Here is a 26,403-nt window from a genome sequence, read left to right on the forward strand (position 1 = left end):
GCCTGGCGCGGGTTGCGGCCGTTCCTGCCAAAATTGTCGGCATGCGTTCTGTGGGGGCGGACCGAAAGGCGGAGACAGCAGTTCTGACCGCCTTTCTTGAGCGCACGCTGTCCGAGCCGGGGGTGCTTCTGCTCGAAGGTGAAGCCGGTATCGGGAAGTCCACCCTGCTGTGGGAGACAGCGGAGACCGCAGCCGAGCGTGGTTGCGCGGTGCTCTCCGCGTCGGGCGCACCGGCCGAGGTCAGCTACGCCTATGCCGCGGTGGCCGATCTGCTGGCCGCCATCGATGTGCCGGAGGAGTTGCCGGAGGTCCAACGAGCGGCGCTGGGGCAGGTGTTGCTCGGTGGGGGCGACGGGCCGGCAGGCAACGAGCGGATGGTGGCCACCGCGTTTCTGGCGGTGATCCGCGCGTTGGGTTCGGAAGCACCGGTGTTGCTCTGCATCGACGACGTCCAGTGGTTGGACGCCTCCAGTCAGGCGGTGATCGGGTATGCCGCCCGACGGCTGCCCGGGCGGGCCGGGCTGCTGCTCGCGGTGCGGACCGACTCGGCGGACACCGTCGACATGAGTTGGCTGAGTGTTGCCCGCCCTGACAAGGTGGCACGTCTGCCGGTACTTCCGTTGAGTCTGGGCGGTGTGCACACTCTGGTGTCGGCGCGGCTGGGTCACACCTTGCCACGCCCGGCGATCACGCGGATTCACGAAATATCGGGCGGTAACCCGTTTTTCGCCCTGGAACTGGCACGGTTCATCGCCGAGGCGCCGGACCAGGCCGACGTGCAACTGCCCGACAGTCTGGCGGCCCTGGTGCGTGACCGCATAGGGCAGCCCGACGAGGATGTCGCGGCGGTGTTGTTGGCCGCCGCCTGCGCTGCGCGGCCGACCGTGCAGCGAGTGGGCCTGGCCACCGATCTCAACCCAGATCGGGTCGTCGAACTGATCGAATCCACTCAGGCACGACGGGTGGCCCAGATCGACGGCGGCCGGATCCGATTTCACCATCCACTGTTCGCCACGGGTGTCTGTAGTGCAGCCGGGGCGTCGGCGCGCCGCGCCATGCATCGTCGGTACAGCGAATTCGTACACGAGCCCGAGCTCAAGGCGCGGCACATGGCGTTGGCGGCGACCACCCACGATCCGGACGCCGTGGAGGCGCTCGACGTGGCCGTTGAGTTCACCCGAACACGCGGTGCCCCAGCGGTTGCCGCCGAACTGATCGAATTGGCCATCAAACTCGGCGACGACACGCCGTCGCGGCGAATCCGGGCCGCTGAACAACACTTTCGTTCTGGAGCCGTCGCGGCGGCGCGCACCCACCTGCAGTCGATCCTGGACGGGGCAGAGTCTTCGAGCGAGTTGCGCTGTACGGCGTTGATTGCGATAGCCGCCCTCACCGGTTACGAAGGCAGCTTGGTGGTGGCCGCGGATCTGTTGACTCAGGCTATCGACCAAGCTGCCGACAATCCCCTGCTGCAGCTTCAAGCCCGACTGCTGATGGTGCCGGTGGCGAGGGTGATCGGCAACGCCAAGGATGCCGTTGAACTCGCGAATACCGCTGTGGCGCAAGCTGATCAGATCGGCATCGCCGGATTGCGCAGCCAGGCATTGACGATTCAGGCCGTGGTGCGCTTCTGGTTCGGGCAGGGACTGGATCCGGACGCCCTGCGGCTGGCGGTGGATTCCGAGGACCCTGCCGGCGTTCCGGCGGCGATGTACCGCGCCGGCGTCGTCGCGCCGGTAATTCGTTCCTGGGCTGGGGAACTCGACGACGCTCCCGGGCAGATTCGCGCTCTGCGGCAGCGGCTTGCCGAAGGCGGGACCGAGACCGACATCCTCTGGATGGACGACTACGCCGCGATGGTCGAACTGTGGCTGGGTCACTATGCCGAGGCGGGAGTCATTGCTGACGAGGCCGTGCAGCGCGCCGAGCTAATGGGCACCAAGATGGTGCTGGTCTGCGCGTGGGCACGTCAGGCATGGGTGGCCGCCTACGCCGGGCGTGTCGATGACGCCCGCTCGATTGCGCGCGCGGCTATGGACGCGGCCCGCGTCATCGGCGACGCGATGCACACGTCGTCGGCGACGGCGGCGTGCGCGTTTCTCGAGGTGTCGCTCGGCGATCACGCTGCCGCGATCAAACTGCTGGAGCCGCTGCTGGCCTCGTTCGATCCCGAGCACGGCACCGAGATCGTTGTCGGATCCCACCTGCCTGACGCCGTGGAGGCGCTGACCGCGTTCGGGCGGCTGGATGAGGCCGAGCCGCTGGTCGCGGCGCTGGAGCGTAACGGAACCCGCCTCGATCGACCATGGATGCTGGCAACGGGTGCCCGCGGCCGCAGTCATCTGTTGGCCGCGCGCGGTGAGCTCGATGCCGCTGAACTGGCCGCTGAGCAGGCGATGGTTCACCATGAACGGCTGCCGATGCCGTTCGAGAAGGCGCGGACTCAGCTGTTGTTGGGGCAGGTGCAGCGTCGGCGCCGGCGCCGGCAGGCCTCGGAGGCGACTCTGCGCGCGGCGCTGGAGACCTTCGAGTCGTTGGGGGCGCCGTTATGGGTGCAGCGCGCCCGGGCCGAGTTGGCGCGGCTGATCAGTTCGGCTCCGGGTGGTGGACTGACGCCCGCTGAGCATCGTGTCGCGGAGCTGGCCTCAGCCGGACTGTCCAACAAGCAGATCGCCGCCGAGTTGTTCATCGCGCCCAAGACGGTGGAGACGACTCTGAGCAGCGTGTACCGCAAGCTCGGCATCCGGTCCCGGGGCGGCCTGTTCGCGGCACTCAACCCCGGGTGACAGCCCGCGATGTGAAATACGCAGACTCTCAGCTTTTCGGGATTTACCTGACATAAACCGGGCAAAATACTGGCTGTGGTTTCAGGTTTGGTGGCTCGCAACTCGGAGTCGGCGGCGGTGCGCGACTTCCTGGAGCGTGCGTTGGGCGAACCCACCATCCTGGTGGTCGAGGGTGAAGCGGGTATCGGCAAGTCCACCATCCTGTCGGACGCCACCCAGGCCGCATCGGCACGCGGGTTCCGGGTGCTCTCCGCTTCGGGGGCCCCAGCCGAGGTCAGCTATGCCTACGCCGCGGTGGCTGATCTGTTGGCCTTCGTCGACGGCCCGGTGTTGGCTGAACTGCCTGAGGCGCAGCGCGCCGCGCTTGAGCACGTTCTGCTTGGTGGCAGCGACGGGCCCGCCGGCAACGAGCGGATGGTGGCCTCCGCGTTCCTGGCCGTGATCCGCCGGTTGAGTTCGGACAGGCCGGTCTTGCTCTGCATCGACGACACTCAGTGGTTGGACGCCTCCAGTCGGGCGGTGATCGGGTTCGCGGCACGACGGCTCACCGGCTGCACCGGGCTGATTGTCGCCGTTCGGACCGGTGTGGCGGACTCCGTCGACATGAGCTGGCTGAGCGCTTCGCGCCCCGACATGATCACGCATCTACCGGTAGCTCCGCTGCCCCTGGGCGGCGTGCACGCTCTGGTGTCGGCACGGCTGGGTCACGCCTTGCCGCGCCCGGTGATCACTCGGATTTACGAAATATCTGGTGGCAACCCGTTTTTCGCACTCGAGCTGGCGCGGTTCATCGCCGAGGACCCGGCCCGGGCGGCGGGTGGTCTGCCCGACACGCTCGCCGCGCTGGTGCACGACCACATCGCTGACCTCGACGAGGAGGTCGGCGCGGTGCTGCTGGCCGCCGCGTGTGCCGCGTCGCCGACCGTGCAGCGGGTCGGTAAGGCCGTCGGTATCACGCCCGAGCGGGTGGTGGAGGTGGTCGAATCCGGACAGGCCGGCGGGGTGGCCGAGGTCGACGGTGACCGAGTCCGGTTCCGCCATCCGTTGTTCGCCTCCGGTGTCTACAGTTCGGCCGGACCGGCTGCGCGCCGGGTGATACATCGGCGACTGGCTGGCATCGTTGAGGAACCCGAGCTGACGGCCCGGCATCTGGCGTTGGCGGCGACCACCAGTGATCCGGACACCCTGGCAGCCCTTGATGCCGGGGTCGAGGCCACCGTGGCGCGCGGCGCACCGGCGGTGGCTGCCGAGTTGTTGGAGCTGGCCATCAAACTCGGCGACGACACTCCCCTTCGGCGGATGCGGGCCGCCGAACAGCACTTCCGTTCCGGTGCGGTCGCACCGGCACGCGCCCACCTGCAATCGACGTTGGATGCTTTGCCGGAGCCGAGCGGGTTGCGCTGCATGGCGTTGATCGCCCTGGCTGCCGTCACCGGCTACGACAGCAGTTTGTCGACCGCAGCGGATTTGCTGACCCAGGCCGTCGACCAAGCCGCCGATAACCCGGTGCTGCAGCTTCGCGCCAGATTGCTCCTGGTGCCGATCGTTGCGTTGACACGAAATCTGAAGGAATCCGTTGGCCAGGCCCGCATCACCGTGGCCCAAGCCGAGCAGCTTGGCATTCCCGCCCTGCACAGCCAGGCGTTGACGACGCAGGCGATTGTCCGCTTCATGCACGGCCTCGGAGTGGACGAGGCAGCTCTGGAGCTGGCGCGGGATCTGGAAGATCCGGCCAGCAGTGCGGCAGTGGGCTACCACGCCAGCGCCGCCGCACCGGTGATTCGCTCCTGGACGGGGGACCTGGACGAGGCGCAGAAGCAGATCGGTGCCGTCCAGCAGCGGGTCCTCGCGACCGGGACCGAGATCGACATCCTCTGGGTCGCCGATCACGCCACCATGAATGAGCTGTGGTTGGGCCGTTACACCGAAGCGAGGGCTATCGCCGATGAGACCGTGCGGCGCGCCGAGCAGATGGGCGCCAAGATGGTGCTGGTGTTCGCGTGGGCCCGTCAGGCTGCCGTGGCCGCCCATACCGGATGCGTCAACGATGCTCGCTCGGCCGCGCATTCGGCGATCGATATGGCCCGTGCCGTCGGAGATGTGATGAACGCGGCTTCGGCGACGGCGACCCTGGGATTTCTTGAGGTGTCATTGGGTGATTTCGCAGCAGCGGTCACGGTGTTGGAGCCGCTGTTGGCCGCGTTCGACCCGGACCATGACACCGAGATCACGATCGGGGGCTATCTTCCCGATGCGATCGAGGCGTTGACCGCGTTGGGGCGCCTCGATCAGGCCGAACCGCTGGTCGCCGCCCTGGAATGTAACGGCGTTCGCCACGACCGGCCGTGGATGTTGGCCGTCGGCGCCCGGGGGCGGGCTCACCTGCTGGCCGCCCGGGGTGAATTGGAGGCCGCTGAGAAGGCCGCCGAGGACGCCCTGGCACACCATGACCGGCTGCCGATGCCCTTCGAGCTGGCCCGCTCCCAGCTGGTGCTGGGTGCGCTGCAGCGTCGGCGCCGCCGTAAGCAGGCCGCCGAGGCGACGCTGCGGGAGGCGCTGGACACCTTCGAACGTATCGGCGCGCCGCTGTGGGCGGATCGGACGCGGGCGGAGGTGGCGCGCCTGGCGGGCCCGGTCGGTGCGGGGGCCGGGCTGACCGCCGCCGAGCGGCGCGTCGCCGAGCTGGCGGCGGTCGGATTGTCGAACAAGCAGATCGCCGCCGAGTTGTTCATTGCCGCCAAGACGGTGGAGATGAATCTGTCCAGCGTGTACCGCAAGCTGGGGATCCGTTCCCGCGCCGGATTGTCCGCCGCGCTCAGCCCAGGGTGAAGTCCAGGGAAAACCCTGGTTCCATTCGGTGCCACTGTCGTTAACGTCGGGCGCATGGGCGACAGCGAGTCCACGCGTCAGTGCTTCCTGGTCGAGTGGTATCAACCCGACCTGATGGAATCGGCCGTCGAAGCAGCCATTGACCGGCTGACCGCCCCCGCGACCGCCGCACGGGTGAAGCTGCTGGTGGCGTTGACCGCGCCCAGCGACGAAACCCTGTTCGGGGTGTTCTCCGCGGAGTCCGTGGATTCCGTGGTGACGGTGTGCCGGCAGGCCGGATGGCATATCGACCGGATCACCACCGGGGTGTGGGCCCGCATCGGCGCCACCGGCTAGCCACCTAACCCCTGCCGGCCATATCAGGGACGGTCGGCAATCCCGGTCGCCGCCAACGCGGCGGACAGCCGCGCGGGATGTGCCAACAGGGTGGCCTTGCCAACCCACCCGACACACCAGACATTTTGCGCCCCGATGCCAGGGAAATCCCTGTATCGCTGCGTTCGGCCGGCGGGCTAGCGTCGGCGATGAGACTCGATCAAAGGGGACTGGTCATGCTGAATCGCCGCCGCAAGGCTTCCGTGGTGGCCATCGCGGGCGCCGCCCTGCTGGGCTGGGCGCCGATCGCCGGCGCCGACGACCCGCCCGCCTGTGACGAGAAAGACTTGCAATGCCAGCTGGAGCAGGACCAGGAGCAGGACCAGGGTGCGGGCATAGCCCAGCGCGTCATCGACGAGACGAAGCAGGGCGCGGACCGCGCGAACAAGGCATTGCAAGAGGCGAACCAGGGTAACGATCAGGCTAAGAAGGCCATCGACCTGTCCGACAAGAACTGCTGGGTGGTCAACGGCGTGCCGACCATGTGGTCGCCCGGTCTGGCGACGGGACCGGGGCAACGCGCTGAGCCGTGCTACTACGTCTACGGACTTACCCCGCACTGACGCCGCACCGAGTAGTTTTGCGCCCATGGGACCATTCCTGCTTCGCGCCGCACTGACCGGACTCGCCTTGTGGATCGTCACCCAGATCGTTCCTGGGGTCGAGATCGTCGGCGGCGACACCACGCTGCAACGGGTGGGCATCATCTTCGTCATCGCCTTGATCTTCGGGCTGGTGAACGCCTTCATCAAACCGGTGGTGCAGCTGCTGTCGATACCGCTGTACATCGTCACCCTCGGCCTGTTCCACATCGTGGTCAATGCACTGATGCTGTGGATCACCGCGTGGATCACCGACAAGACCGCCAAGCACTGGGGTCTCTACATCGCCGATTTCTGGTGGGACGCCATCTGGGCCGCGATCGTGCTCTCGCTGGTGGGCTGGGTGTTGTCGCTGGTGCTGCGCGACGCCGGTCGCATCGCCAGGTAAGTCAGTCCGCGTCGCGGACTGACGCCAGGGCCGCGGACAACCCGGCACGCGAGCGGATGCCCAGTTTGCGGTAGATCCGGCTCAGATTCATTTCGACGGTCTTGGCCGAGATGAACAGCTGCGCGGCGATCTGCTTGTTGGACATGCCGTCCGCCGCGAGCGCCGCCACCCGCTGCTCGGAGGCCGTCAAGGTTGTGCTGTCGCCCTGGGCCTGATCGATGCGGCGCAATTCGGCTTTTGCTCGCGCCGCCCACAACGGGGCGCCGAGCTGTTCAAAAGTCTGCAGCGCCTCACGCAGACTCGCCGTGGCGCCTGGGTGGCGGCGTCGTCGGCGCTGCACCGTGCCCAGCAGCAGCTGGGTGCGGGCCCGCTCGAAGGGCATCGGCAGCCGCGCATGATGCGTCATCGCCCGATCGAGGGCCTCGAGCGCGGCCGGCAACTCGCCGCGGGCCGCTAACACCTGGGCGCGTCCGCGTGCAGCCACGGCGAGCGTCCAAGGCCAATCATGGGCAGTGCCGTGCTCCTCGAGCGTCTCGATCAGGTGCTCGGCGTCGTCGAGGTGGCCCAGAGCGGCCAGCGCTTCGATGGCGTCGGGGAGATATCCGCCACCCTGAATGCCGCAGCTGGGGGCGGTGCGGAATCCGTCGAGCAGGGGCTGCAGCACCGCCAGCGCCGCCGGATAGTTCTCGAGTGAGACCTCGAGGAAGCCCAGGATCAGGCTGGGCTCTTTGGCCAACAGCGGGGCGCCGATCCGACCGGAGGTAGCGATCGCGGCCGCCACCGCGTCGCGCGCTTCGACTTCGCGGCCGGTGTATGCCGCAACCGCGGCCTGGACCGTCCAGGCGGTGACCAACGCCAGCCGCGCGTCCATCTGCTCGGCGCGCTCCACCGCGTCCCGTGCCGCAGCATCGGCCTCCGGATAGCGGCCCGCCCACAGCGCGATCATCGATATCCGAACGGCCGCCCAGAGGATGTCCACCTCGGTGCCGCCAACGCGCAGCTGCTGCTGTAACGCCCGCATCCGAGTCAGCGCGAGGTCGAGGTCACCGCGGTAGGCGGGCATCATCGCCGCCACGCCACTGGCCCGAAACCAGGTGGTGGCGCCACCGTGTGGATCCTCCAGCTCCAGCGCAAGCCGCAGGGCTTCGCGGTCCTCACCGAGTCCGCGGGCGAACTTGGCGAAAACCAAGATCGACAGCGCCTGGCTCCGCAGGTTCGGCACGCCGAGCTGGTCGGCGAGGGCGACGGCCTCCTGCGCACGCGCGACGGCATCGCCGAGACGGTCGAGCATGGCCAGCGGCAGAATCATCCGCAGCAGGCACAGCAGCCGCAACGCCGCGTTGTCGCCGGCCTCATCGGCCGCCGCGGCCATCGTCTCGGCGGAACCCACTGTGTCGTCGTCGTACCCCCGCACCGCGCCCAACCACATCAACGCCATCGACCGCAGCACCCCCGGGGGCGTGTCCTGCAAGCTCGTCTGCAGATGCCGGCGTGCGGCAACCAGCGATCCCGCGCGGAACTGCAGCTCCCCGGCGCGGATGCGTCGCTGCGGGGTGTCGCCGCCCAATTTGATTGCCAGCTCGATCAATTCGGCGGCGACGGCCGGTGCGCCGCGCGCGGATGTGGATTCGGCGGCCGCGTCGAGCGCCGAGAGGGTGAGCTGGTCGCCACTGGTCGCGGACAGGGCCAGATGGCGTGCTTTGATCTCGGGCTGATCGATGACGTCGGCGAGCCGGCGGTGCATGGCCCGCCGGCGCGCGGGCGTGGCGCCGGTGTAGACGCCGGTGGCGAACAGCGGATGGGTGAACCGCACCCGGTTCCCGTCAAGACCGACGATGGCGCGGCTTGCCGCCGAGTCCAGCAACTCGACGACGCGGGCCTCGGTCAAGCCGGCGCCTTGGGCGATCAGTTCGACGGTCGGCGCCGCCGTGGACGCCGCTGCCAGCAATACCGTGGACTCCTCGTCGTCGGCGTCCCCGATCCGGCCACGCACCAACGCCGACAACGTGTCCGGCAGATCGACGATGGCATCGGATTCGCCGGTCACCGTGCGGGCCGCCAGTTCGAGGGCGAAGAACGGGTTGCCGCCGGAGATGTCATGGATCCGGGTGATCGTCGGGCGCGGCAGGGTATGCCCCAACCGCGCGGCGATCAGCGCGTGCAGACCGCCCAGGGGCAGCGGTCGGATGCGCAGCCGGGTGAGGGCCTCCGGCCGGCGGAACTGCAGCCGCGACTGCATATCGAGCGAGTCCGGTTCCCCGATGCGGACCGTGGCCAGCATTCCGGCTCGTCCGCTGAGTCGGCGGGCGGCATAGCTGATCACCGCCGTGCTGGAGCGATCCAGCCATTGCGCATCATCGACTGCCAGCAAGACGGGCTCCTGGGCGCTGAGGCGCTCGATCACCGACAAGAAGGCCGTTGCGACCACGCGTTCGTCGGTAACCGGGCCGGCGGCGACATCGCCCAGCTGCGCGCGACCCAGGGCCAGGCGATGTATGTCGGGCAACTGAGCCAACGCCGCGTCGTCGACATCGCTCAACAGATCAGCCACCGCGGAATACGCATAGCTGACTTCGGCAGGCGAACCGCGTGCCGCCAACACCTGAAACCCTCGTGCCAGAGCTTGGTCGGTGGCGTCAACCAGTAAGGACGTCTTTCCGATGCCGGGCTCACCCTCCAGCATCAACCCCGCTGGGCCGTCCGCAATGCACGCAAGAAAATCCGATATCGCGCGGACTTCGGATTCCCTCCCCGCCAACCCTCCCAACACGATCAACATGGTCGCAACGAACGGCGGCCTGCGGAACCCGTTGACATCGAATGCGACCGGCGTAACGTTCCCCTAAGCTGAATCTAATCTTCTTTTCAGTGGGTGGGGGGCCGTCCGAGATGACTCGCGTTGGCGTGACCGCGGCTGTTGCGGCACTGCTGGACTTGGTCATGATGGCGCCGGCGGTGCACGCCGATGTTGTCGACGAGCTGCTCGATCAGGCGCTGGCGCCGTTGATCTACGCGGCGAGCAACAGTGCCGACTGGGACGCGTTGGCGACGCCCGCGTCCTGGGACGCCTTCTTCGACTCCGCCCATTGGGAAGCGGCCTTCGCGGACCTGGGCTGGCCCGGTAGTGGCGACGCATCCGCATTTGATGCGACCGCGTGGTTCGACCAGAACATCTACACCCCACTGCACACCGACATCGAGAACTGGATACACAGCGCGACGCTCACCCCGCTGCTGGACGGGCTGAACCAGCTCAGCGAGGCGGTCGGTCTCGGGCCCATGATCGCCGACGGAGCCGACGGCACGGCCCAGCACGTCGACGGTTATGCGGGCGGCTGGCTGTTCGGTGACGGCGGGGCCGGCTATGCCGGCACCAATGCCCAGGCGGCCGGCGGTACGGGAGGAGCGGCGGGACTGCTCGGCAACGGGGGTATCGGCGGTGCCGGCGGCGCGGGAGCAGCCGGCGGTGCCGGTGGAGCGGGCGGCGTGTTCATGGGTATCGGCGGGACTGGCGGCGCCGGTGGTGACGCGTCGGGCGGGACCGGGGGTGTCGGCGGTGCCGGCGGCCACGCGGCCGGGCTGCTGTTCGGGATCGGCGGTGCGGGCGGTGCCGGCGGCAGCGGGGCTGACGGCTCCCATGGCGGTGACGGCGGCGACGGCACCGGGCTGCTGGGCAGCGGCGGACACGGCGGTGACGGTGGCGCTAGCGGAGTTGGCGGGCCTTCCACGGGCTTGCCGGCGTTGGGCGGTGCGGGCGGCAACGGCAGCGCGCTGGGCATCCACGGCGCGGCCGGCCACTTCGGCGCCGATCCCACCCGGGACCCGGTGGGCCCGGCGGCTTTGGCCAGCGCGGGCGGCTGGATAACCGATGCTGACGGGCGGGTCGTCATCCTGCACGGCCTCAACGAGGTGTACAAGCTGGCGCCCTATGAACCCTCGGCGATCGGATTCGGCGACGACGACGCGGCCTTCCTCGCCGACAACGGGTTCAATGTGGTGCGACTGGGGGTCATCTGGGCCGGCGTGGAGCCGCAACCCGGTGTCTTCGACGACGCCTACCTCGCGTCGATCGCCCAGACCGTGCAGATCCTGCACAACCACGGCATCACCGCCATCCTCGACATGCACCAGGACGACTACGGCGCCAAGTTCGCCGGCGAAGGCGCCCCCGACTGGGCGGCACAGGACGGCGGTCTGCCCAACCTCGACTTCGGTTTCCTGCTCAACGGATTGCTCAATCCCGCGAGCAACCACGCCTGGGATGCGTTCTGGTCCAACTCGCACGCACCCGACCAGGTCGGGTTGCAGAACCATTACGCGCTGATGTGGGAGCACGTGGCCGACTACTTCAAGGGCAACCCCGGAGTCGCCGGCTACGGGGTCATGAACGAACCCGCCGCGGGTTCACAGACCCTGGCGAGCCTGTTCAGCCCGCACTTCGGCACCCAGCAACTGACCCCGTTCTACAACCAGGTGGACGCCGCGATCCGGGCCGTCGACCCGCACACCCCGGTCTTCTTCGAGCCCGCGGTCATCAACGGCTTGGCGTTCCCCATCAGCTTGGGCACGGTCGCCGATCCCAACACCGTCTTCTCGTTCCACAACTACCTCGGCTATGTCGGGCCGCTGGCCGATATACCCGTGCACAACGCCATGGTGTACGCGAACGCCCACGGCATCCCGTCGTTCATGAGCGAATTCGGATCCGGCGGCAGCTTGGACACCATCGGCGCGACCATGGGAGCCGCCGACAAGAACTTCATCGGGTGGACCGAGTGGGAGTACAGCGACCGGGGCGACATCACCACCACCGGGGGCGGCCACGGGTGGCTGGTCCACGACCCCGCGGTGGCGCCGACCGGCGACAACGTAGACGCCGCGAAGTTGGCCCTGTTGGCCGAGCCGTACCCGCAGCTGGTTTCGGGCACCCCAACAGCCTGGTCAATGGTCGACGGCTCCCTGCACTTCAGCTATTCCACCGCGATGGCGAACGGGTCGGGCAGCTTTGCCGAGGGCTCCATTACCACCATCTCGGTGCCCGCGCTCGCCTACCCCGACGGCTATGACGTCGTGATCAGCGGCGGGCACGTCGTCTCGGCGACCAACGCCGCTCAACTGGCTGTCGCCTCCGACGCCGGCGCCGCCACGGTCTCGGTGGTGGTGAGCCCCGCCGCGGCGACGGGATAGGGGCCGCGTCCGGCGAAAGAGTCGGGCACGTCGTGCGGGAAACAGGCAGACTCGGGTGCATGCCGGAGCTGCCCGAGGTCGAAGCACTCGCCGATCATCTGCGTCGGCACGCCGTCGGTTGCACCATCGGCCGGATCGACGTGGCGGCGCTGTCGGTGCTCAAGACTTTCGACCCGCCGCCGACGGCGTTGCACGGCCAGCAGGTGACCGGCGCGCACCGCTGGGGCAAGTATCTGGGGTTGCAGGCCGGTGAGCTGTTTTTGATCGCGCATCTGTCCAGGGCGGGCTGGCTGCGCTGGTCGGATCAGCTGGCGGCCGCGCCACTGCGACCGGGTAAGGGCCCGATCGCGCTGCGGGTGCACTTGGGCGTCCCGGGGCAGGCTCCCGGCTTCGACCTGACCGAAGCCGGCACCCAGAAACGGCTGGCGGTCTGGTTGGTCGACGATCCGGCGAAGGTGCCGGGCATCGCCACACTGGGGCCGGATGCGCTGGCGATCAATGCCGATGAGCTGGCCGGACTGCTGGCCGGCAATACCGGCCGGATCAAAAACGTCCTGACCGATCAGAAGGTGATCGCCGGAATCGGCAACGCCTACAGCGACGAGATCCTGCACACCGCGCGATTGTCGCCGTTCGCCACCGCCGGCAAATTGTCGGCAGATCAGCTGACCGCACTGCACGAAGCCATGCACGCCGTGCTGACCGACGCCGTCACCCGCTCGGTCGGCCAACAGGCCGCCACCTTGAAGGGAGAGAAGCGTTCCGGTCTGCGCGTACACGCCCGAACCGGTCTGCCGTGCCCGGTGTGCGCTGACACTGTTCGGGAAATATCTTTCGCCGATAAGTCATTTCAGTACTGCCCGACCTGCCAGACCGGCGGCAAGGTGCTGGCCGACCGACGGATGTCGCGACTGCTCAAGTAATTCTTCGACGTGTCTTCGACAGCCTGCGACCGCCGTTAAGCTGCCCTGGTGACCCGTCAGAAAATCCTCATCACTGGTGCCAGTTCAGGACTGGGTGCCGGCATGGCCCGCGTTTTCGCTGCACAGGGACGTGACCTGGCCCTGTGCGCCCGCCGGACGGACCGGCTTGATGAACTGAAAGCCGAACTCACAGACAAGTTTCCGGGGATCAAGGTGGCGGTGGCTGCCCTCGACGTGAATGACCACGACGAAATTCCCAAGGTGTTCAACCAGTTCGCCGCCGAACTGGGCGGAATTGACCGGGTGATCGTCAATGCCGGCATCGGCAAGGGCGCTCCGCTCGGATCCGGCAAGCTGTGGGCCAACAAGGCGACCGTTGAAACGAACTTGGTCGCCGCGCTGGTGCAGATCGAGAGCGCGCTGGAGATGTTCAAATCCGCCGGCAGCGGCCACCTGGTGCTGATCTCGTCGGTATTGGGCAACAAGGGCGTTCCGGGCGTCAAGGCGGCTTACGCCGCCAGCAAGGCCGGGGTGTCGTCGCTGGGCGAGTCGCTGCGCGCGGAGTACTCGCGGGGCCCGATCAAGGTCACGGTGCTGGAGCCGGGCTACATCGAATCGGAGATGACCGCCAAGTCGGCATCCACCCTGTTGATGGTGGACAACGAATCCGGGGTCAAGGCCATGGTGCGTGCCATCGAACGCGAAACCGGCCGGGCCGTGGTCCCGCCCTGGCCGTGGGCCCCGCTGGTATGGCTGCTGCGCCGCATGCCTCCGCGGTACACCAAACGCTTCGCCTGAGCGGAGTCATGCTCGGCTCAGCGGGTCACCCAATCCAGGGCCTTGGCTCGCTTGCGGTAGATCAGCAGGACCGCCTTGGCGATCAAGAACGCAACGGCTACGCCCATCAGCAGGGTGGACACGGCGTAGGCGCCGTACTCAGCCCCCCGGTGGTAGCGGTCGTTGACCAACAACGTCAGGGTCTGCGACTGGCCCGGTAGGTTCGACGACACCATGATCACCGCACCGAACTCCCCGAGTGTGCGCGCAGTGGTCAAGACGATGCCGTAGGTCAGTCCCCACCGGATCGACGGCAGTGTGACCCGCCAAAGTGTCTGCCACGCATTGGAACCCAGCGTCGCGGCAGCCTGCTCCTGTTCGATTCCGATCTCCACGAGCACCGGCTGGACCTCGCGCACCACGAACGGCAGGGTGACGAAGATGCTGGCCAGCACCATGCCGGGCAGCCCGAAGATGATCTTGAATCCCAGGTTGTTCTCGACGAATCCCAGAGCCCCCGATGATCCCCACAGTGCGATCAGGGCGACGCCGACGATAATGGGTGAGACCGCAAACGGCAGGTCGAGGATCGCCTGAAGCGTTGATCGCCCCCGGAATTTGTTGCGCACCAGCAGGATCGACGTCGAAACACCGAACAATGCGTTGAGCGGCACCACGATGGCCACCAGTAGCAACGACAGTTTCAGCGCAGAGACGGCCGCGGGAGTGCTCACCCAGGCCCAAAAGTGGCCAAACCCAGGCTGAAACGTTCGGTACAGAATCACCGACACCGGAGCGATCAGCATGACGCCGATATAGGTCAAGACGGTGATGCGCAGGAGATGGCGCTTCTCCAACCGCGACGTCACTCGGCCTCCTCCTCGCGCTTGGCCGCACGCCCGCCGACGGTCCGCAAGACCACCAGCACAGCGAACGAGATCGCCAACAACACCATCGAAATCGCCGCCGCGCTGGTGTGGTCATCGTTCTCGACCAGTGCGCGGATCCACTGAGACGACACCTCGGTCTTGCCCGGAACGGCACCACCGATCGTCACGACCGAGCCGAATTCGGCGACGCAACGCGAGAACGCAAGCCCGGCACCGGTCAACAACGCCGGTTGCAGCGACGGCAGCACAACCGTCTTGAAGGTGGTCAGGCGCGTCGCTCCGAGGGCTGCGGCTGCCTCCTCGACCTCCCGGTCGATCTCCAGCAGCACCGGCTGGACGGCGCGGACCACCAGCGGCAACGTGACAAAGGCCAGTGCCATCGCCACCCCGGGCGGAGTGTGCTGCAGATGAATGCCGATCGGACTGGAGTTGCCGTACAGGGCGAGCATCACCAAGCTGGTGACGATGGTCGGCAGCGCGAACGGTAGATCGATCAGCGCATCGATCACGCCTTTTCCGACGAAGTCATCGCGCACCAACACCCAGGCGGTCGCCAGACCGAACACCACGTCGAGCACGGTCACCAGGACCGAGATCGTCAGGGTGACGCGGAACGACTCGAGTGCGGCATGCGAGGTGACGGCCAGCCGGAAACCTTCCCAACCCCTGCCGCCGGCTTGCCAGGCGATGGCGACCAACGGCAGCAGCACGATCACCGACAGCCACAGCGTGGTCACCCCGATCCGAAGCGGGGTGATGACGGATCGGCTCGGAATGGCTGAGAGGGCCGCCGCAGAGTCCCGCACCTCCGTGCCGGGTCGGACTCGCTGAGTCGGCTTCAGTGGAGTCGCGACTGTCATCGGGTGGATCCGAAAGAAGAATGCATGCTGGCCTTCCAATGCCCGAGATGTTCGGCACCGGTCACCGAGAGTGACTACCGAGAATTAGCAAGTGGCGGGGGAGTCAGCGACAACAGTGCAGAACGCCCGCGACACCGCGGCGGGCGCCGCGGTGGCGGCCGAACGCCGTTGCGGCGCTCTGCCCAACACGGGTTGGCATCTGCATGGCGCGTAGCTTAAGGAAACCTGGACGCCGAAATCTTTGTCGTGCCGCGATAGGTTTCCCGGCCGGAATTCAACGGACGGCCATCGACTTTTCGTTGCGGCCGCCTAAGCCGGTCGGCGGGTCAACCTGGCGCCCCGGGAAGCGGTGGTCCTGGGCTCAGCTGCGCGACTGTTGCGGGGTGGTCGTCGCCTGTGCCGGATTCTGGTGCGAAACCTGTTATGAACAGCGCTGATTCGACTCGGCACGTGCTTCCCGCAGTGCCGGGCCCGGGTCGCTGCGTGCCGCCGTGACGCTCATCGGTGTGATCGCGGTGACGCCGCTGCGGCACGGTGCTGCTGCCGGCCGGTTGCGCTGCTCGGCGAACCGACGGCGGTGGCTGCCGGAAAAAGTCAGGGTGAGAGAAATGCCCCAGCCCGGGTCTAGCTCGCCCGGCCCCGCTCCACCCGATACCGGCGCACCAGCGCGTCGGTGGAGCTGTCGGTCTGGCGCGGTGGGGCGGCGTCCTCGGTGAGCACCGGCAGCAGCGCCTTGGCCTGCGTCTTGCCCAGCTCCACGCCCCACTGGTCGAACGAGTCGATCCCCCACACCACGCCCTCGGTGAACACCTGGTGTTCGTAGAGCGCGATCAACTGGCCCAGCACCGAGGGGGTGAGCTGGGTAGCCAGAATGGAGGTGGTCGGGCGGTTGCCGGGCATGACCTTGTGCGGCACGACATCTGGGGATGTGCCTTCGGCGGCGATCTCTTCGGCGCTCTTGCCGAACGCCAGCACTTGGGTCTGGGCGAAGAAGTTGCTCATCAACAGGTCGTGCATGCTGCCCGTGCCGTCCGCGGTGGCCAAGTCGTCGACCGGTTGGGAGAAGCCGATGAAGTCGGCCGGTATCAGCCGGGTGCCCTGGTGCAGCAGTTGGTAGAACGCGTGCTGGCCGTTGGTTCCCGGCTCGCCCCAATAGATTTCACCGGTGTCGGTGCTGACGGCAGTGCCGTCGACGCGGGTCGACTTGCCGTTGGATTCCATGGTGAGCTGCTGCAGGTAGGCGGCGAAGCGGTCCAGGTCGTTGGAGTAGGGCAGCACCGCGCGGGACTGGGCGCCGAAGAAGTTCGAGTACCACAGCCCGATCAGGCCCAGCAGCGCCGGCGCGTTGGATTCCAAAGGCGCGGTGCGGAAGTGTTCGTCGACGATATGGAAGCCGGACAAGAACTCCGCGAAGCGCTCCCGGCCGATGACGGCCATCACCGACAGCCCGATCGCCGAGTCCACCGAGTACCGTCCGCCGACCCAGTCCCAGAAGCCGAACATGTTCGCGGTATCGATGCCGAACTCCTCGACCAGCGCAGCGTTGGTGGAGACCGCCACGAAATGCTTGGACACGGCCGCGTCGCCCAGCGCGTCGGTCAGCCAGCGGCGGGCCGCGGTGGCGTTGGTCAGTGTCTCCAGTGTCGAAAACGTCTTGGAGGCGACGACGAAAAGCGTGGTGGCCGGATCCAAGCCGGCCAGTTTCGCGGTCAGGTCGGCCGGGTCGACGTTGGAGACGAACCGCGCCGAGATGCCGGCGTCGGCGTAATGGCGCAATGCCCGGTCCACCATCACCGGGCCCAGGTCCGAGCCGCCGATACCGATGTTGACGACGCATCTGATGCGTTTCCCGGTGGCACCGACCCATTCGCCACTGCGCAGCCGATCGGTGAAATCGCCCATCGCGTCCAGCACCGCGTGGACGTCGGCGACGACATCCTGGCCGTCGACGTGCAGATCGGCGTTGCGCGGCAGCCGCAACGCGGTGTGCAGCACCGCCCGATCCTCGGAGGTGTTGATGTGGACCCCGGCGAACATAGCGTCGCGCCGGTCCTCCAGGCCCGCCGTCCGGGCCAGATCGACCAGCAGCCGCACGGTCTCGGCGGTGATGCGGTGCTTGCTGTAATCGATATAGAGATCACCGACGGTGACGGTGAACCGCGCGCCGCGTTCGGGATCGTCGTCGAAGAACTGACGCAGGTGGGTGTCGCCGATCTGCTGGTGATGCTTGCGCAACGCTTCCCAGGCCGGGGTGGTGGAGATGTCCGGGATCTGGGTAACGGAGCTCATACCCCGACACTAGCGGCGGGGCCCGGCGGCCGGCTTAGTGGCCGAGCCGGCCGCGGCCCATCCGCAGCAGCAACATGGCCAAGTCCTTGCCCTCCTGGCCGAGCTCGCTGTAACGCTCGATGACCGTCATCTCGCGGCTGTGCACCAATCGGGTGCCGCCGGAGGCCATCCGGGCCTTGCCGATCTCCTGTGACACCTCGGCGCGGCGCTTCACCGCGGCCAGGATCTCGGCATCCAGACGGTCGATCTCGTGGCGCAGCTCGTCGATGTCGGGCAGCTGTTGAGGTTGGGCAGACATGATCAAAACTCCAGGTTCTCGCTGTTGGTGGTTTCTGGTCCCATCGGCGATCCGGCCTCACACAACAGACGAGCCCCGGGTCGGCGAAGCGGACCGCGGGGCTTGGCGTTGCAGCTAAACCACGGGCACCGCTGACCGGTACCCGTAAAAAAATCGACGCTGCATGTCGAGCACGAACCGAGTCTGCCACTAAGGGCCGTGCCAGCGCAAAGACTGTCGCCGGGCGGCGGTACGTTGGGAACGCTATGAGCTTGCACGCCACTCCGCAGACCGACCACCTCCTCGACGGGCTCAACCCGCAGCAGCGCCGCGCCGTGCTGCACGAGGGTTCGCCGCTGCTGATCGTGGCCGGGGCCGGCTCGGGCAAGACCGCGGTGCTCACCCGGCGCATCGCCTATCTGCTGGCCGCCCGCGACGTCGGGGTGGGCCAGATCCTGGCGATCACCTTCACCAACAAGGCCGCCGCCGAGATGCGTGAGCGGGTGTCGAGCCTCGTCGGACCCCGGGCCCGGGTGATGTGGGTGTCGACGTTTCACTCCACCTGTGTGCGGATCCTGCGCAACCAAGCCTCGGTGGTCCCCGGGCTGAACTCGAACTTCTCGATCTATGACGCCGACGATTCGCGGCGGTTGCTGTTGATGATCGGCCGTGACATGGGACTGGACGTGAAACGGCACTCGCCGCGGCTGCTGGCCAGCGCCATCTCCAACCTGAAGAACGAACTGATCGACCCGGACCGCGCACTGGCCGACCTCACCGAGGACTCCGACGACCTGAGCCGGGTGGTGGCCACGGTCTACGCCGAGTATCAGCGCCGGCTGCGGTCGGCCAACGCGCTGGACTTCGACGACCTGATCGGCGAGACGGTCGCGATACTGCAGGCGTTCCCGGAGATCGCCCAGCACTACCGGCGCCGGTTCCGGCACATCCTGGTCGACGAGTATCAGGACACCAACCACGCCCAGTACATGCTGGTGCGCGAGCTTGCGGGGCACGGCGGTTCCGTCGAAGGCGGGCAGTCCGACACGGACATCCCGCCGGCGGAACTGTGCGTGGTCGGTGACGCCGACCAGTCGATCTATGCCTTCCGCGGCGCCACCATCCGCAACATCGAGGATTTCGAACGCGACTACCCCGACGCGACCACCATCCTGCTGGAACAGAACTACCGCTCCACGCAGAACATCCTCTCGGCAGCCAACGCGGTGATCGCCTACAACTCAGGGCGCCGGGAGAAGCGACTGTGGACCGACGCCGGCGACGGCGAGCTGATCGTCGGCTACGTCGCCGACAACGAACACGACGAGGCACGCTTCGTCGCCCAGGAGATCGACGCCCTGACCGATGCGGGCACCGTCAACTACAGCGACATCGCGGTGTTCTACCGCACCAACAACGCGTCGCGGTCGCTGGAAGAGGTGTTCATCCGGAGCGGCATCCCGTACAAAGTCGTTGGCGGCGTGCGCTTCTACGAACGCAAAGAGATCCGCGACATCATCGCCTACCTGCGAGTGCTCGACAATCCCGGCGACGCGGTGAGCCTGCGGCGCATCCTCAACACCCCACGCCGCGGTATCGGCGACCGTGCGGAGGCGTGCGTGTCGGTGCACGCGGAGAACACCGGCACCGGGTTCGCCGCCGCGCTGGCTGCCGCCGCCGAGGGCGGTGTACCGATGCTCAACAGCCGTTCGCAGAACGCGATCGCCGCTTTCGTGGCGATGCTCGAGGAGCTGCGGGCGCACCTGAACACCTGCGACGACGACCTCGGCGGCCTGGTGGAGCTGGTGCTGGACCGGACCGGCTACCGCGCCGAGTTGGAGGCCTCCACCGACCCGCAGGAACTGGCCCGGCTGGACAACATCAACGAACTCGTCAGCGTCGCACACGAATTCAGCATTGACCGGGCCAACGCGCTCGCCGACCAGGACGGCACCCTCGAGGAGGAGGATGTGCCCGACGTAGGGGTGCTGGCGGCGTTTTTGGAGCGGGTCTCGCTGATCGCCGACACCGACGAGATCCCCGAGCACGGGGCCGGCATGGTCACCCTGATGACCTTGCACACCGCCAAGGGGCTGGAGTTCCCGGTGGTGTTCGTCGTCGGCTGGGAGGACGGCATGTTCCCGCACATGCGCTCGCTGGGGGATGCCCGCGAGCTGTCCGAGGAACGCCGGCTGGCCTACGTCGGCCTGACCCGGGCGCGGCAACGGCTGTACCTGAGCCGGGCCAAGGTGCGTTCGTCCTGGGGCCAGCCCATGTTGAACCCGGAGTCGCGATTCCTGCGGGAGATCCCCCAGCAGCTCATCGACTGGCGGCGCACGGACGCCACCGCATCACCGAGCGCCCCGGTCAGCGGCGCCGGCCGGTTCGGTGCACCGCGGCCGGCACCGAGCCGATCGAGCAACCGGCCGCTGCTGGTGCTGGCGCCGGGGGATCGGGTGACGCATGACAAGTACGGTCTGGGCCGGGTGGAGGAAGTCTCCGGGGTGGGGGAGTCGGCGATGTCGCTGATCGACTTCGGCAGTTCCGGGCGGGTCAAGCTGATGCACAACCACGCGCCGGTGACCAAGCTCTAGCCTTAGCCGCTCTCCGCCCAGCGCCTGGTGGCCGGGTGTAGTGCCGCCGCGACGGTGGCGACCTCGATGACCGGGATGACGTGCACGATCCCCGGCACCCGGGCACCCGCGAGGAACAGGCTGCCGAAAGTCAGCAGGGCGACCACGGCTCCGACCGCGATCAGGTAGCGGCCGAGCGGGCGCCGCAGCAGCAGCATGATCACCCCGGACACCGTCGTCCCGGCAAACACCAGGCTCAAGAAGCCGACCGCGACGCAGAACAGCCGGTCGGTGTGCCACCAGCTGGCGATCAGGTCGGTGGACACCACCGAGGTGGCCCAGCAGCCGACGAGGGCGAGCACGCAGACGCCGATCGCGACGCCGGCCGACGGGTATCGCACCGGCAATGGTGCTGGGGTGGGTTGGATGGCCGGCGGCATCCGCCCAGAGTTGGTGACGATCGGGATGGCGCCGGTGGGCGCCCGGCGGATGATGCGGCTGGGAGAACTGACGCCGGTCGGTGGATGGTGGCGGTCGCTCACCATTCCAGGCTAGCGGCGACTGCAAGCGCGGCGAAGCCGTGCGTGGCAGGTCGACGCCGTCGTATCAGGCGAAATTGATCCCGCGCTTGGCGAGCCAGGAAGCCGGGTCGATCCGGTTGGTGCCGTTCTGCAGCACCTCGAAGTGCAGGTGCGGACCGGTCGAGTAGCCGCGATTGCCCATCTCGGCGATCTGGTCGCCCGCCATCACGCGCTCACCGACGCTGACCAGCGACCGGTTGATGTGGCCGTAGAGGGTCACGGTGCCGTCGGAGTGGCGCAGCTTGACCAGCATGCCGTAACCGGCGCTGGGACCCGACTCGATCACCACGCCGTCGGAAGCCGCCAGGATCGGGGTGCCGATGGCGTTGGCGATGTCGATGCCGGCGTGCAGCACACCCCAGCGGTAGCCGAAGTTCGACGTGAACGCGCCCTGCGTGGGTGCGACGAACAACGGGCGCTGCAGCCGGGCTTCACGCTCGGCGCGCTCCTGCGCGAACGCCACGCCCTTGGCCAACTCCTCGTTGTGCACGACGACGTTGGCCGCAGCTTTGACCGTGATCATCTGCAAGCCGTGGCTGGAAGTCGTGGTGGTGCCGTCGTTCAGCGTGGTCTTGCTGGCCGCCAGCACGGCCGGCCGGGCGACGGTGTCGCCGGACGGGTGGGTGGCGGCGTGTGCGGCGGCAGCGGCCGCGCCGGCGGCCATCGCCGCGATCATCACGCGACTCTTGACGGCACTGGCGGGCTGACTACGGTGTCTGCCGCCGCGCGGGGGCAGCTGAGCCGCCTCGTGCGGGTGGTAGGAGCGCTCCGGGTAGCCGCCGCGGGGGAATGCCAGCCGCAGGACCGGCATGTTGTCGGTGTCGGTCATGTCGTCGAGCTCAGGGGCCAGCAGCACGTCGGACGCTTCGTCGAACGTGTCGTCGCTGAATGCGTCGTCGGGCCAGCCGAACGCGTTGAACGGAATGATGTCGGTGACCTCGGCGGGGCTGGGTTCCGGAGACCGGATCGCAGCAGCCGTGGCGCCGTTTCGACGTCGAGGGAGAGCCCCGCCGGAAACCGGACGCATCGGTGCACCGTGCTGCATCAGCCTAGAAGTTCCTCTGGTCGTGATCAGAACGTTATAAAGACCTGGACCTGGTGACGGTAACCACTCCCCCTGGGGCCTGGCAAGCTATCGGCCAAATCCCGTCGTTAATGTGAAGCGAATCACGTTTTTCTGGCGGTGAGATGTGCCACAGCAGTGGTACGCGAGGAGGGAACCCCGCCGCACTCTCGATACAGTGCCTCGGGAGCTAAATCTCTCACAATCCGACAGCGCCGGCTTGCCGGCGACCCGCAATAAGACAGTGAGCCCATGGATCTTTTCGAGTATCAGGCGAAGGAGCTGTTCGCCAAGCACAACGTGCCCACCACGCCGGGCCGGGTAACCACCTCCGCTGAGGACGCCAAGGCCATCGCCACCGAGATCGGCCGGCCGGTCATGGTGAAGGCCCAGGTCAAGGTTGGCGGCCGCGGCAAGGCCGGTGGCGTAAAGTACGCCGCCACCCCGGACGACGCGTTCACCCACGCGCAGAACATCCTCGGTCTGGACATCAAGGGCCACGTTGTCAAGAAGCTGCTGGTAGCCGAGGCAAGCGACATCGCCGAGGAGTACTACATCTCCTTCCTGCTCGACCGCTCCAACCGCACCTTCCTGGCCATGTGCTCGGTCGAGGGCGGCATGGAGATCGAAGAGGTCGCCGCCACCAAGCCCGAGCGGCTGGCCAAGGTGCCGGTCGACGCGGTCAAGGGTGTCGATCTGGCGTTCGCCCGCTCGATCGCTGAGCAGGGCCACCTGCCCGCCGAGGTGCTCGACGCCGCCGCCGTGACCATCCAGAAGCTGTGGGAGGTCTTCGTCGCCGAAGACGCCACCCTGGTCGAGGTCAACCCGCTGGTTCGCACCCCCGACGACCAGATCCTGGCGCTGGACGGCAAGGTCACCCTGGACGGCAACGCCGAGTTCCGTCAGCCCGGCCACGCCGAGTTCGCCGACCTGGACGCCACCGACCCGCTGGAGATCAAGGCCAAAGAGCACGACCTGAACTACGTCAAGCTCGACGGCGAGGTCGGCATCATCGGTAACGGCGCCGGCCTGGTCATGTCGACGCTGGACGTCACCGCGTACGCCGGTGAGAAGCACGGCGGCGTGAAGCCGGCCAACTTCCTCGACATCGGGGGCGGCGCCTCCGCCGAGGTGATGGCCGCCGGCCTGGACGTCATCCTGGGTGACAAGCAGGTCAAGAGCGTGTTCGTCAACGTGTTCGGCGGGATCACCGCCTGCGACGCGGTGGCCAACGGCATCGTGGCGGCGCTGAAGATCCTCGGTGACGCCGCGACCAAGCCGCTGGTGGTGCGCCTGGACGGCAACAACGTCGAGGAGGGCCGGGCGATCCTGGCCGAGGCCAACCACCCGCTGGTGACCGTCGTCGCCACCATGGACGAGGCCGCCGACAAGGCCGCCGAGCTGGCTTTCGCAGCCGGAAAGGACGCTTAAGTCATGTCGATCTTCGTCAACAAGGACAGCAAGGTCATCGTCCAGGGCATCACCGGTGCCGAGGCGACCAAGCACACCGCGCGGATGCTGGCCGCCGGCAGCCAGATCGTCGGCGGGGTCAACGCCCGCAAGGCCGGCACCACCGTCTCGCACAAGGACAAGGACGGCAACGACGTCGAGTTGCCGGTGTTCGGCAGCGTCGCCGAGGCCATGAAGGAGACCGGCGCCGACGTGTCGATCGCCTTCGTGCCGCCGAAGTTCGCCAAGGACGCGATGATCGAGGCCATCGACGCCGAGATCCCGCTGCTGGTCGTGATCACCGAGGGCATCCCGGTGCAGGACAGCGCCTACGCGTGGGCCTACAACGTGGACAAGGGTGAGAAGACCCGGATCATCGGGCCGAACTGTCCCGGCATCATCACCCCGGGCGAGTGCCTGGTCGGCATCACGCCGGCCAACATCTCCGGCTCCGGCCCGATCGGTCTGGTGTCGAAGTCCGGAACCCTGACCTACCAGATGATGTACGAGCTGCGGGACTTCGGTTTCTCCACCGCGATCGGCATCGGCGGCGACCCGGTGATCGGCACCACCCACATCGACGCCATCGAGGCGTTCGAGAAGGACCCGGACACCAAGGTCATCGTGATGATCGGCGAGATCGGCGGCGACGCCGAGGAGCGGGCCGCGGCCTACATCAAGGCCAACGTCACCAAGCCGGTGGTCGGCTACGTGGCCGGGTTCACCGCGCCGGAGGGCAAGACCATGGGCCACGCCGGCGCCATCGTGTCCGGCTCGTCGGGTACCGCGGCCGCCAAGCAGGAGGCGCTGGAGGCCGCCGGGGTGAAGGTGGGCAAGACCCCGTCGGCCACCGCGGCCCTGGCTCGACAGATCCTCGAGAGCCTGTAGCTGTTTCTCGCGCGAGCAGACGTGAAAGCGCCCAAGTTCATGGCTTTTTGGGGGCTTTCGCGTCTGCTCGTCGTAGAAGGGTGAGCACATGAGCATCGATCCGCGCACTCCCGTCGTCGTCGGCGTCGGGCAGGCCGCCGAGCGTATCGACGACGCCGACTACCGCGCGATGTCGCCGGTGGAGCTGGCCGCGGCCGCCGCCCAAGCGGCCTTGGCTGACTGCGGGGCGAACACAGACCAGGTCGCGTCGGCCATCGATGCGGTGGTGGCCACCCGCCAGTTCGAGATCTCTATTCCGAAAGCCCCTGCGCCGCTGGGCAAGTCGAACAACTTTCCCCGGTCTGTTGCGCGGCTGCTCGGCGCGGAGCCGGCGCGGGCGGTGTTGGACAAAGTAGGCGGTCAGGGGCCGCAGAAGCTGCTCACCGAGTTCGCCGGCGAGATCGTGGCGGGCACCGCCGACGTGGTGCTGCTGTGCGGATCCGACGCGACTTCGACGCTGCGCCACTTCGCCAAGGCCGACAATAAGCCGGACTTCACCGAGACCATCGACGGGCAGCTCGAAGACCGCGGCTTCGGTCTGGACGAGTTCGTCGAGCGCTACACCGTGATCCACGGCTTGACCGGTGCGCCGGTGCAGTACGGCCTGCTGGAAAACGCCCGCCGTGCCCGGCTGGGCCTGAGCACGGCCGACTACCTGCAGGCCATGGGGGAGCTGTTCGCCCCGATGACCAAGATCGCCGCGAAGAACCCGTTCTCGGCTTCCCCGGTGGAGCGTTCGGTCGATGAGCTGACCACCATCAGCACCGACAACCGAATGATCTGTGACCCCTACCCGCGGCTGCTGGTGGCGCGCGACCAGGTCAATCAGGGTGCCGCGGTGCTGGTGATGTCGGTGGAGGCCGCCCGCCGCCTGGGTGTGCCCGAGGACCGCTGGGTGTACCTGCACGGTCACGCCGACATGCGTGCCCAGCGACTGCTGGAGCGGCCTGACCTGAGTGCCTACCCGGCCGCCATCACGGCTACCACCGAGGCGCTCGAGATGGCCGGGATCGGCTTCGGCGACGTCGCGGCCATGGACCTCTACAGCTGCTTCCCGGTGCCGGTGTTCGCCATCTGCGATGCCTTCGGCTTGTCCGCCGACGACCCGCGCGGCCTGACCCTGACCGGCGGGCTGCCCTTCTTCGGCGGCGCCGGCAACAACTATTCGATGCATGCGATCGCCGAGGCTGTCGCCTCAGCCCGAAGTGTCCCAGGGCAATTCACGTTCGTCGGGGCCAACGGCGGCATGATGAGCAAGTACGCGGCCGGAGTGTACTCGACCACTGCGGTGCCGTGGAAGCCGGATCGCAGCGCCGAACTGCAGGCCCGGGCCGATACCGCACCGGCCGTGGCAGTCACCGAGAGCGCCGAGGGCCCGGCCACCATCGAGACCTACAGCGTCCGTTACGACTGGGAGACCCGGACCGGAATCGTCATCGGCCGATTGGATGCCGACGGCACCCGGTTCCTGGCGACCACCGAAGACGACGACCTGGTGGCCTTGTTGTCCGACGGCGACCCGCTGGGCGCCGCGGTGACGGTGCACGCGTTCGACTACGGCAACCGCTGCTCGTTGCGCTGATTCCCCACCACCGTCCCGCCGCGAGGGTGCACAGAATGCCAGCAC

General features: G+C 67.6%; 20 protein-coding genes. 13 read left to right on the forward strand and 7 right to left on the reverse strand.

The annotated features are described in order from the left end of the window. Window positions 1–41: 41 nt before the first annotated feature. The 5 genes from K3U94_RS04820 to K3U94_RS04840 all read left to right on the forward strand — a co-directional run bounded on the left by K3U94_RS04820 (window position 42) and on the right by K3U94_RS04840 (window position 6,980). Window positions 42–2,786, forward strand: a complete 2,745-nt coding sequence (locus K3U94_RS04820) for a helix-turn-helix transcriptional regulator (RefSeq protein WP_220695759.1) — start codon at window positions 42–44, stop codon at window positions 2,784–2,786. Window positions 2,787–2,876: 90 nt separating this feature from the next. Further along, window positions 2,877–5,615, forward strand: coding sequence for an AAA family ATPase (locus K3U94_RS04825; RefSeq protein WP_220695760.1), 2,739 nt, complete (start codon window positions 2,877–2,879; stop codon window positions 5,613–5,615). Between the two features lie 54 nt (window positions 5,616–5,669). Further along, window positions 5,670–5,951, forward strand: a complete 282-nt coding sequence (locus K3U94_RS04830) for a hypothetical protein (RefSeq protein WP_047317459.1) — start codon at window positions 5,670–5,672, stop codon at window positions 5,949–5,951. Window positions 5,952–6,166: 215 nt separating this feature from the next. Then, window positions 6,167–6,553: a hypothetical protein gene (locus tag K3U94_RS04835; protein WP_047317458.1), complete on the forward strand. Its 387-nt coding sequence runs from the start codon at window positions 6,167–6,169 to the stop codon at window positions 6,551–6,553. Window positions 6,554–6,578: 25 nt separating this feature from the next. Continuing rightward, window positions 6,579–6,980, forward strand: coding sequence for a phage holin family protein (locus tag K3U94_RS04840; protein WP_047317457.1), 402 nt, complete (start codon window positions 6,579–6,581; stop codon window positions 6,978–6,980). Window position 6,981: 1 nt separating this feature from the next. Here the strand turns inward: K3U94_RS04840 and K3U94_RS04845 are convergent, their stop codons facing one another. Continuing rightward, window positions 6,982–9,759 carry an ATP-binding protein gene (locus K3U94_RS04845; RefSeq protein ID WP_220695761.1) on the reverse strand — a complete coding sequence of 926 codons (2,778 nt, stop codon included), beginning with the start codon at window positions 9,757–9,759 and terminating at the stop codon, window positions 6,982–6,984. 125 nt (window positions 9,760–9,884) lie between these two features. Between K3U94_RS04845 and K3U94_RS04850 the strand changes: the two genes are divergently transcribed. Genes K3U94_RS04850 through K3U94_RS04860 form a run of 3 tightly spaced genes read left to right on the forward strand, consistent with a single transcriptional unit; the run spans window position 9,885 to window position 13,888 of the window. Beyond that, complete coding sequence (locus K3U94_RS04850) at window positions 9,885–12,167, forward strand: cellulase family glycosylhydrolase (protein WP_230987423.1); 2,283 nt, start codon at window positions 9,885–9,887, stop codon at window positions 12,165–12,167. Between the two features lie 59 nt (window positions 12,168–12,226). Then, window positions 12,227–13,090, forward strand: coding sequence for an Fpg/Nei family DNA glycosylase (locus K3U94_RS24275; RefSeq protein WP_220695762.1), 864 nt, complete (start codon window positions 12,227–12,229; stop codon window positions 13,088–13,090). A 48-nt stretch (window positions 13,091–13,138) separates the two neighbouring features. Then, window positions 13,139–13,888 carry an SDR family oxidoreductase gene (locus K3U94_RS04860; RefSeq protein ID WP_220695763.1) on the forward strand — a complete coding sequence of 250 codons (750 nt, stop codon included), beginning with the start codon at window positions 13,139–13,141 and terminating at the stop codon, window positions 13,886–13,888. 17 nt (window positions 13,889–13,905) lie between these two features. On the opposite strand, the gene cysW is transcribed toward K3U94_RS04860, so the two are convergent. Both cysW and cysT read right to left on the reverse strand, forming a co-directional pair. Beyond that, complete coding sequence (gene cysW / locus K3U94_RS04865; RefSeq protein ID WP_047317453.1) at window positions 13,906–14,736, reverse strand: sulfate ABC transporter permease subunit CysW; 831 nt, start codon at window positions 14,734–14,736, stop codon at window positions 13,906–13,908. Then, window positions 14,733–15,617, reverse strand: a complete 885-nt coding sequence (cysT, locus tag K3U94_RS04870) for a sulfate ABC transporter permease subunit CysT (RefSeq protein ID WP_220695764.1) — start codon at window positions 15,615–15,617, stop codon at window positions 14,733–14,735. Before cysT ends, cysW begins: the two co-directional genes overlap by 4 nt. Before the next feature lie 91 nt (window positions 15,618–15,708). Between cysT and K3U94_RS24055 the strand changes: the two genes are divergently transcribed. Further along, window positions 15,709–15,831 carry a hypothetical protein gene (locus K3U94_RS24055; protein ID WP_267878347.1) on the forward strand — a complete coding sequence of 41 codons (123 nt, stop codon included), beginning with the start codon at window positions 15,709–15,711 and terminating at the stop codon, window positions 15,829–15,831. 410 nt (window positions 15,832–16,241) lie between these two features. Here the strand turns inward: K3U94_RS24055 and pgi are convergent, their stop codons facing one another. Further along, on the reverse strand, window positions 16,242–17,906 hold the full coding sequence (gene pgi / locus K3U94_RS04875; protein ID WP_220695765.1) for a glucose-6-phosphate isomerase: 1,665 nt from the start codon (window positions 17,904–17,906) through the stop codon (window positions 16,242–16,244). A gap of 34 nt (window positions 17,907–17,940) precedes the next feature. After that, window positions 17,941–18,204 (reverse strand): chorismate mutase, encoded by a 264-nt coding sequence (locus K3U94_RS04880; RefSeq protein ID WP_047317450.1) that lies wholly within the window; start codon window positions 18,202–18,204, stop codon window positions 17,941–17,943. Window positions 18,205–18,449: 245 nt separating this feature from the next. On the opposite strand from K3U94_RS04880, the gene pcrA reads away from it, so the two are divergent. Then, window positions 18,450–20,777: a DNA helicase PcrA gene (pcrA, locus tag K3U94_RS04885; RefSeq protein ID WP_220695766.1), complete on the forward strand. Its 2,328-nt coding sequence runs from the start codon at window positions 18,450–18,452 to the stop codon at window positions 20,775–20,777. A 2-nt stretch (window positions 20,778–20,779) separates the two neighbouring features. Here the strand turns inward: pcrA and K3U94_RS04890 are convergent, their stop codons facing one another. Together K3U94_RS04890 and K3U94_RS04895 are read right to left on the reverse strand one after the other, a co-directional pair. Further along, on the reverse strand, window positions 20,780–21,301 hold the full coding sequence (locus K3U94_RS04890) for a hypothetical protein (protein ID WP_220695767.1): 522 nt from the start codon (window positions 21,299–21,301) through the stop codon (window positions 20,780–20,782). 61 nt (window positions 21,302–21,362) lie between these two features. After that, on the reverse strand, window positions 21,363–22,364 hold the full coding sequence (locus K3U94_RS04895) for a M23 family metallopeptidase (protein ID WP_047317710.1): 1,002 nt from the start codon (window positions 22,362–22,364) through the stop codon (window positions 21,363–21,365). A 288-nt stretch (window positions 22,365–22,652) separates the two neighbouring features. Here K3U94_RS04895 and sucC point away from each other — a divergent pair, with 288 nt between their 5' ends. The 3 genes from sucC (at window position 22,653) to K3U94_RS04910 (ending at window position 26,358) form a co-directional block, all read left to right on the forward strand. After that, window positions 22,653–23,831, forward strand: coding sequence for an ADP-forming succinate--CoA ligase subunit beta (sucC, locus tag K3U94_RS04900; protein WP_220695768.1), 1,179 nt, complete (start codon window positions 22,653–22,655; stop codon window positions 23,829–23,831). Between the two features lie 3 nt (window positions 23,832–23,834). Then, on the forward strand, window positions 23,835–24,737 hold the full coding sequence (gene sucD, locus K3U94_RS04905; protein ID WP_047317446.1) for a succinate--CoA ligase subunit alpha: 903 nt from the start codon (window positions 23,835–23,837) through the stop codon (window positions 24,735–24,737). Window positions 24,738–24,825: 88 nt separating this feature from the next. Further along, window positions 24,826–26,358: an acetyl-CoA acetyltransferase gene (locus K3U94_RS04910; RefSeq protein ID WP_220695769.1), complete on the forward strand. Its 1,533-nt coding sequence runs from the start codon at window positions 24,826–24,828 to the stop codon at window positions 26,356–26,358. Window positions 26,359–26,403 lie beyond the last annotated feature (45 nt).

Origin of the sequence: Mycolicibacter heraklionensis (genome assembly GCF_019645815.1) — a bacterium.
Lineage (GTDB): Bacteria > Actinomycetota > Actinomycetes > Mycobacteriales > Mycobacteriaceae > Mycobacterium > Mycobacterium heraklionense.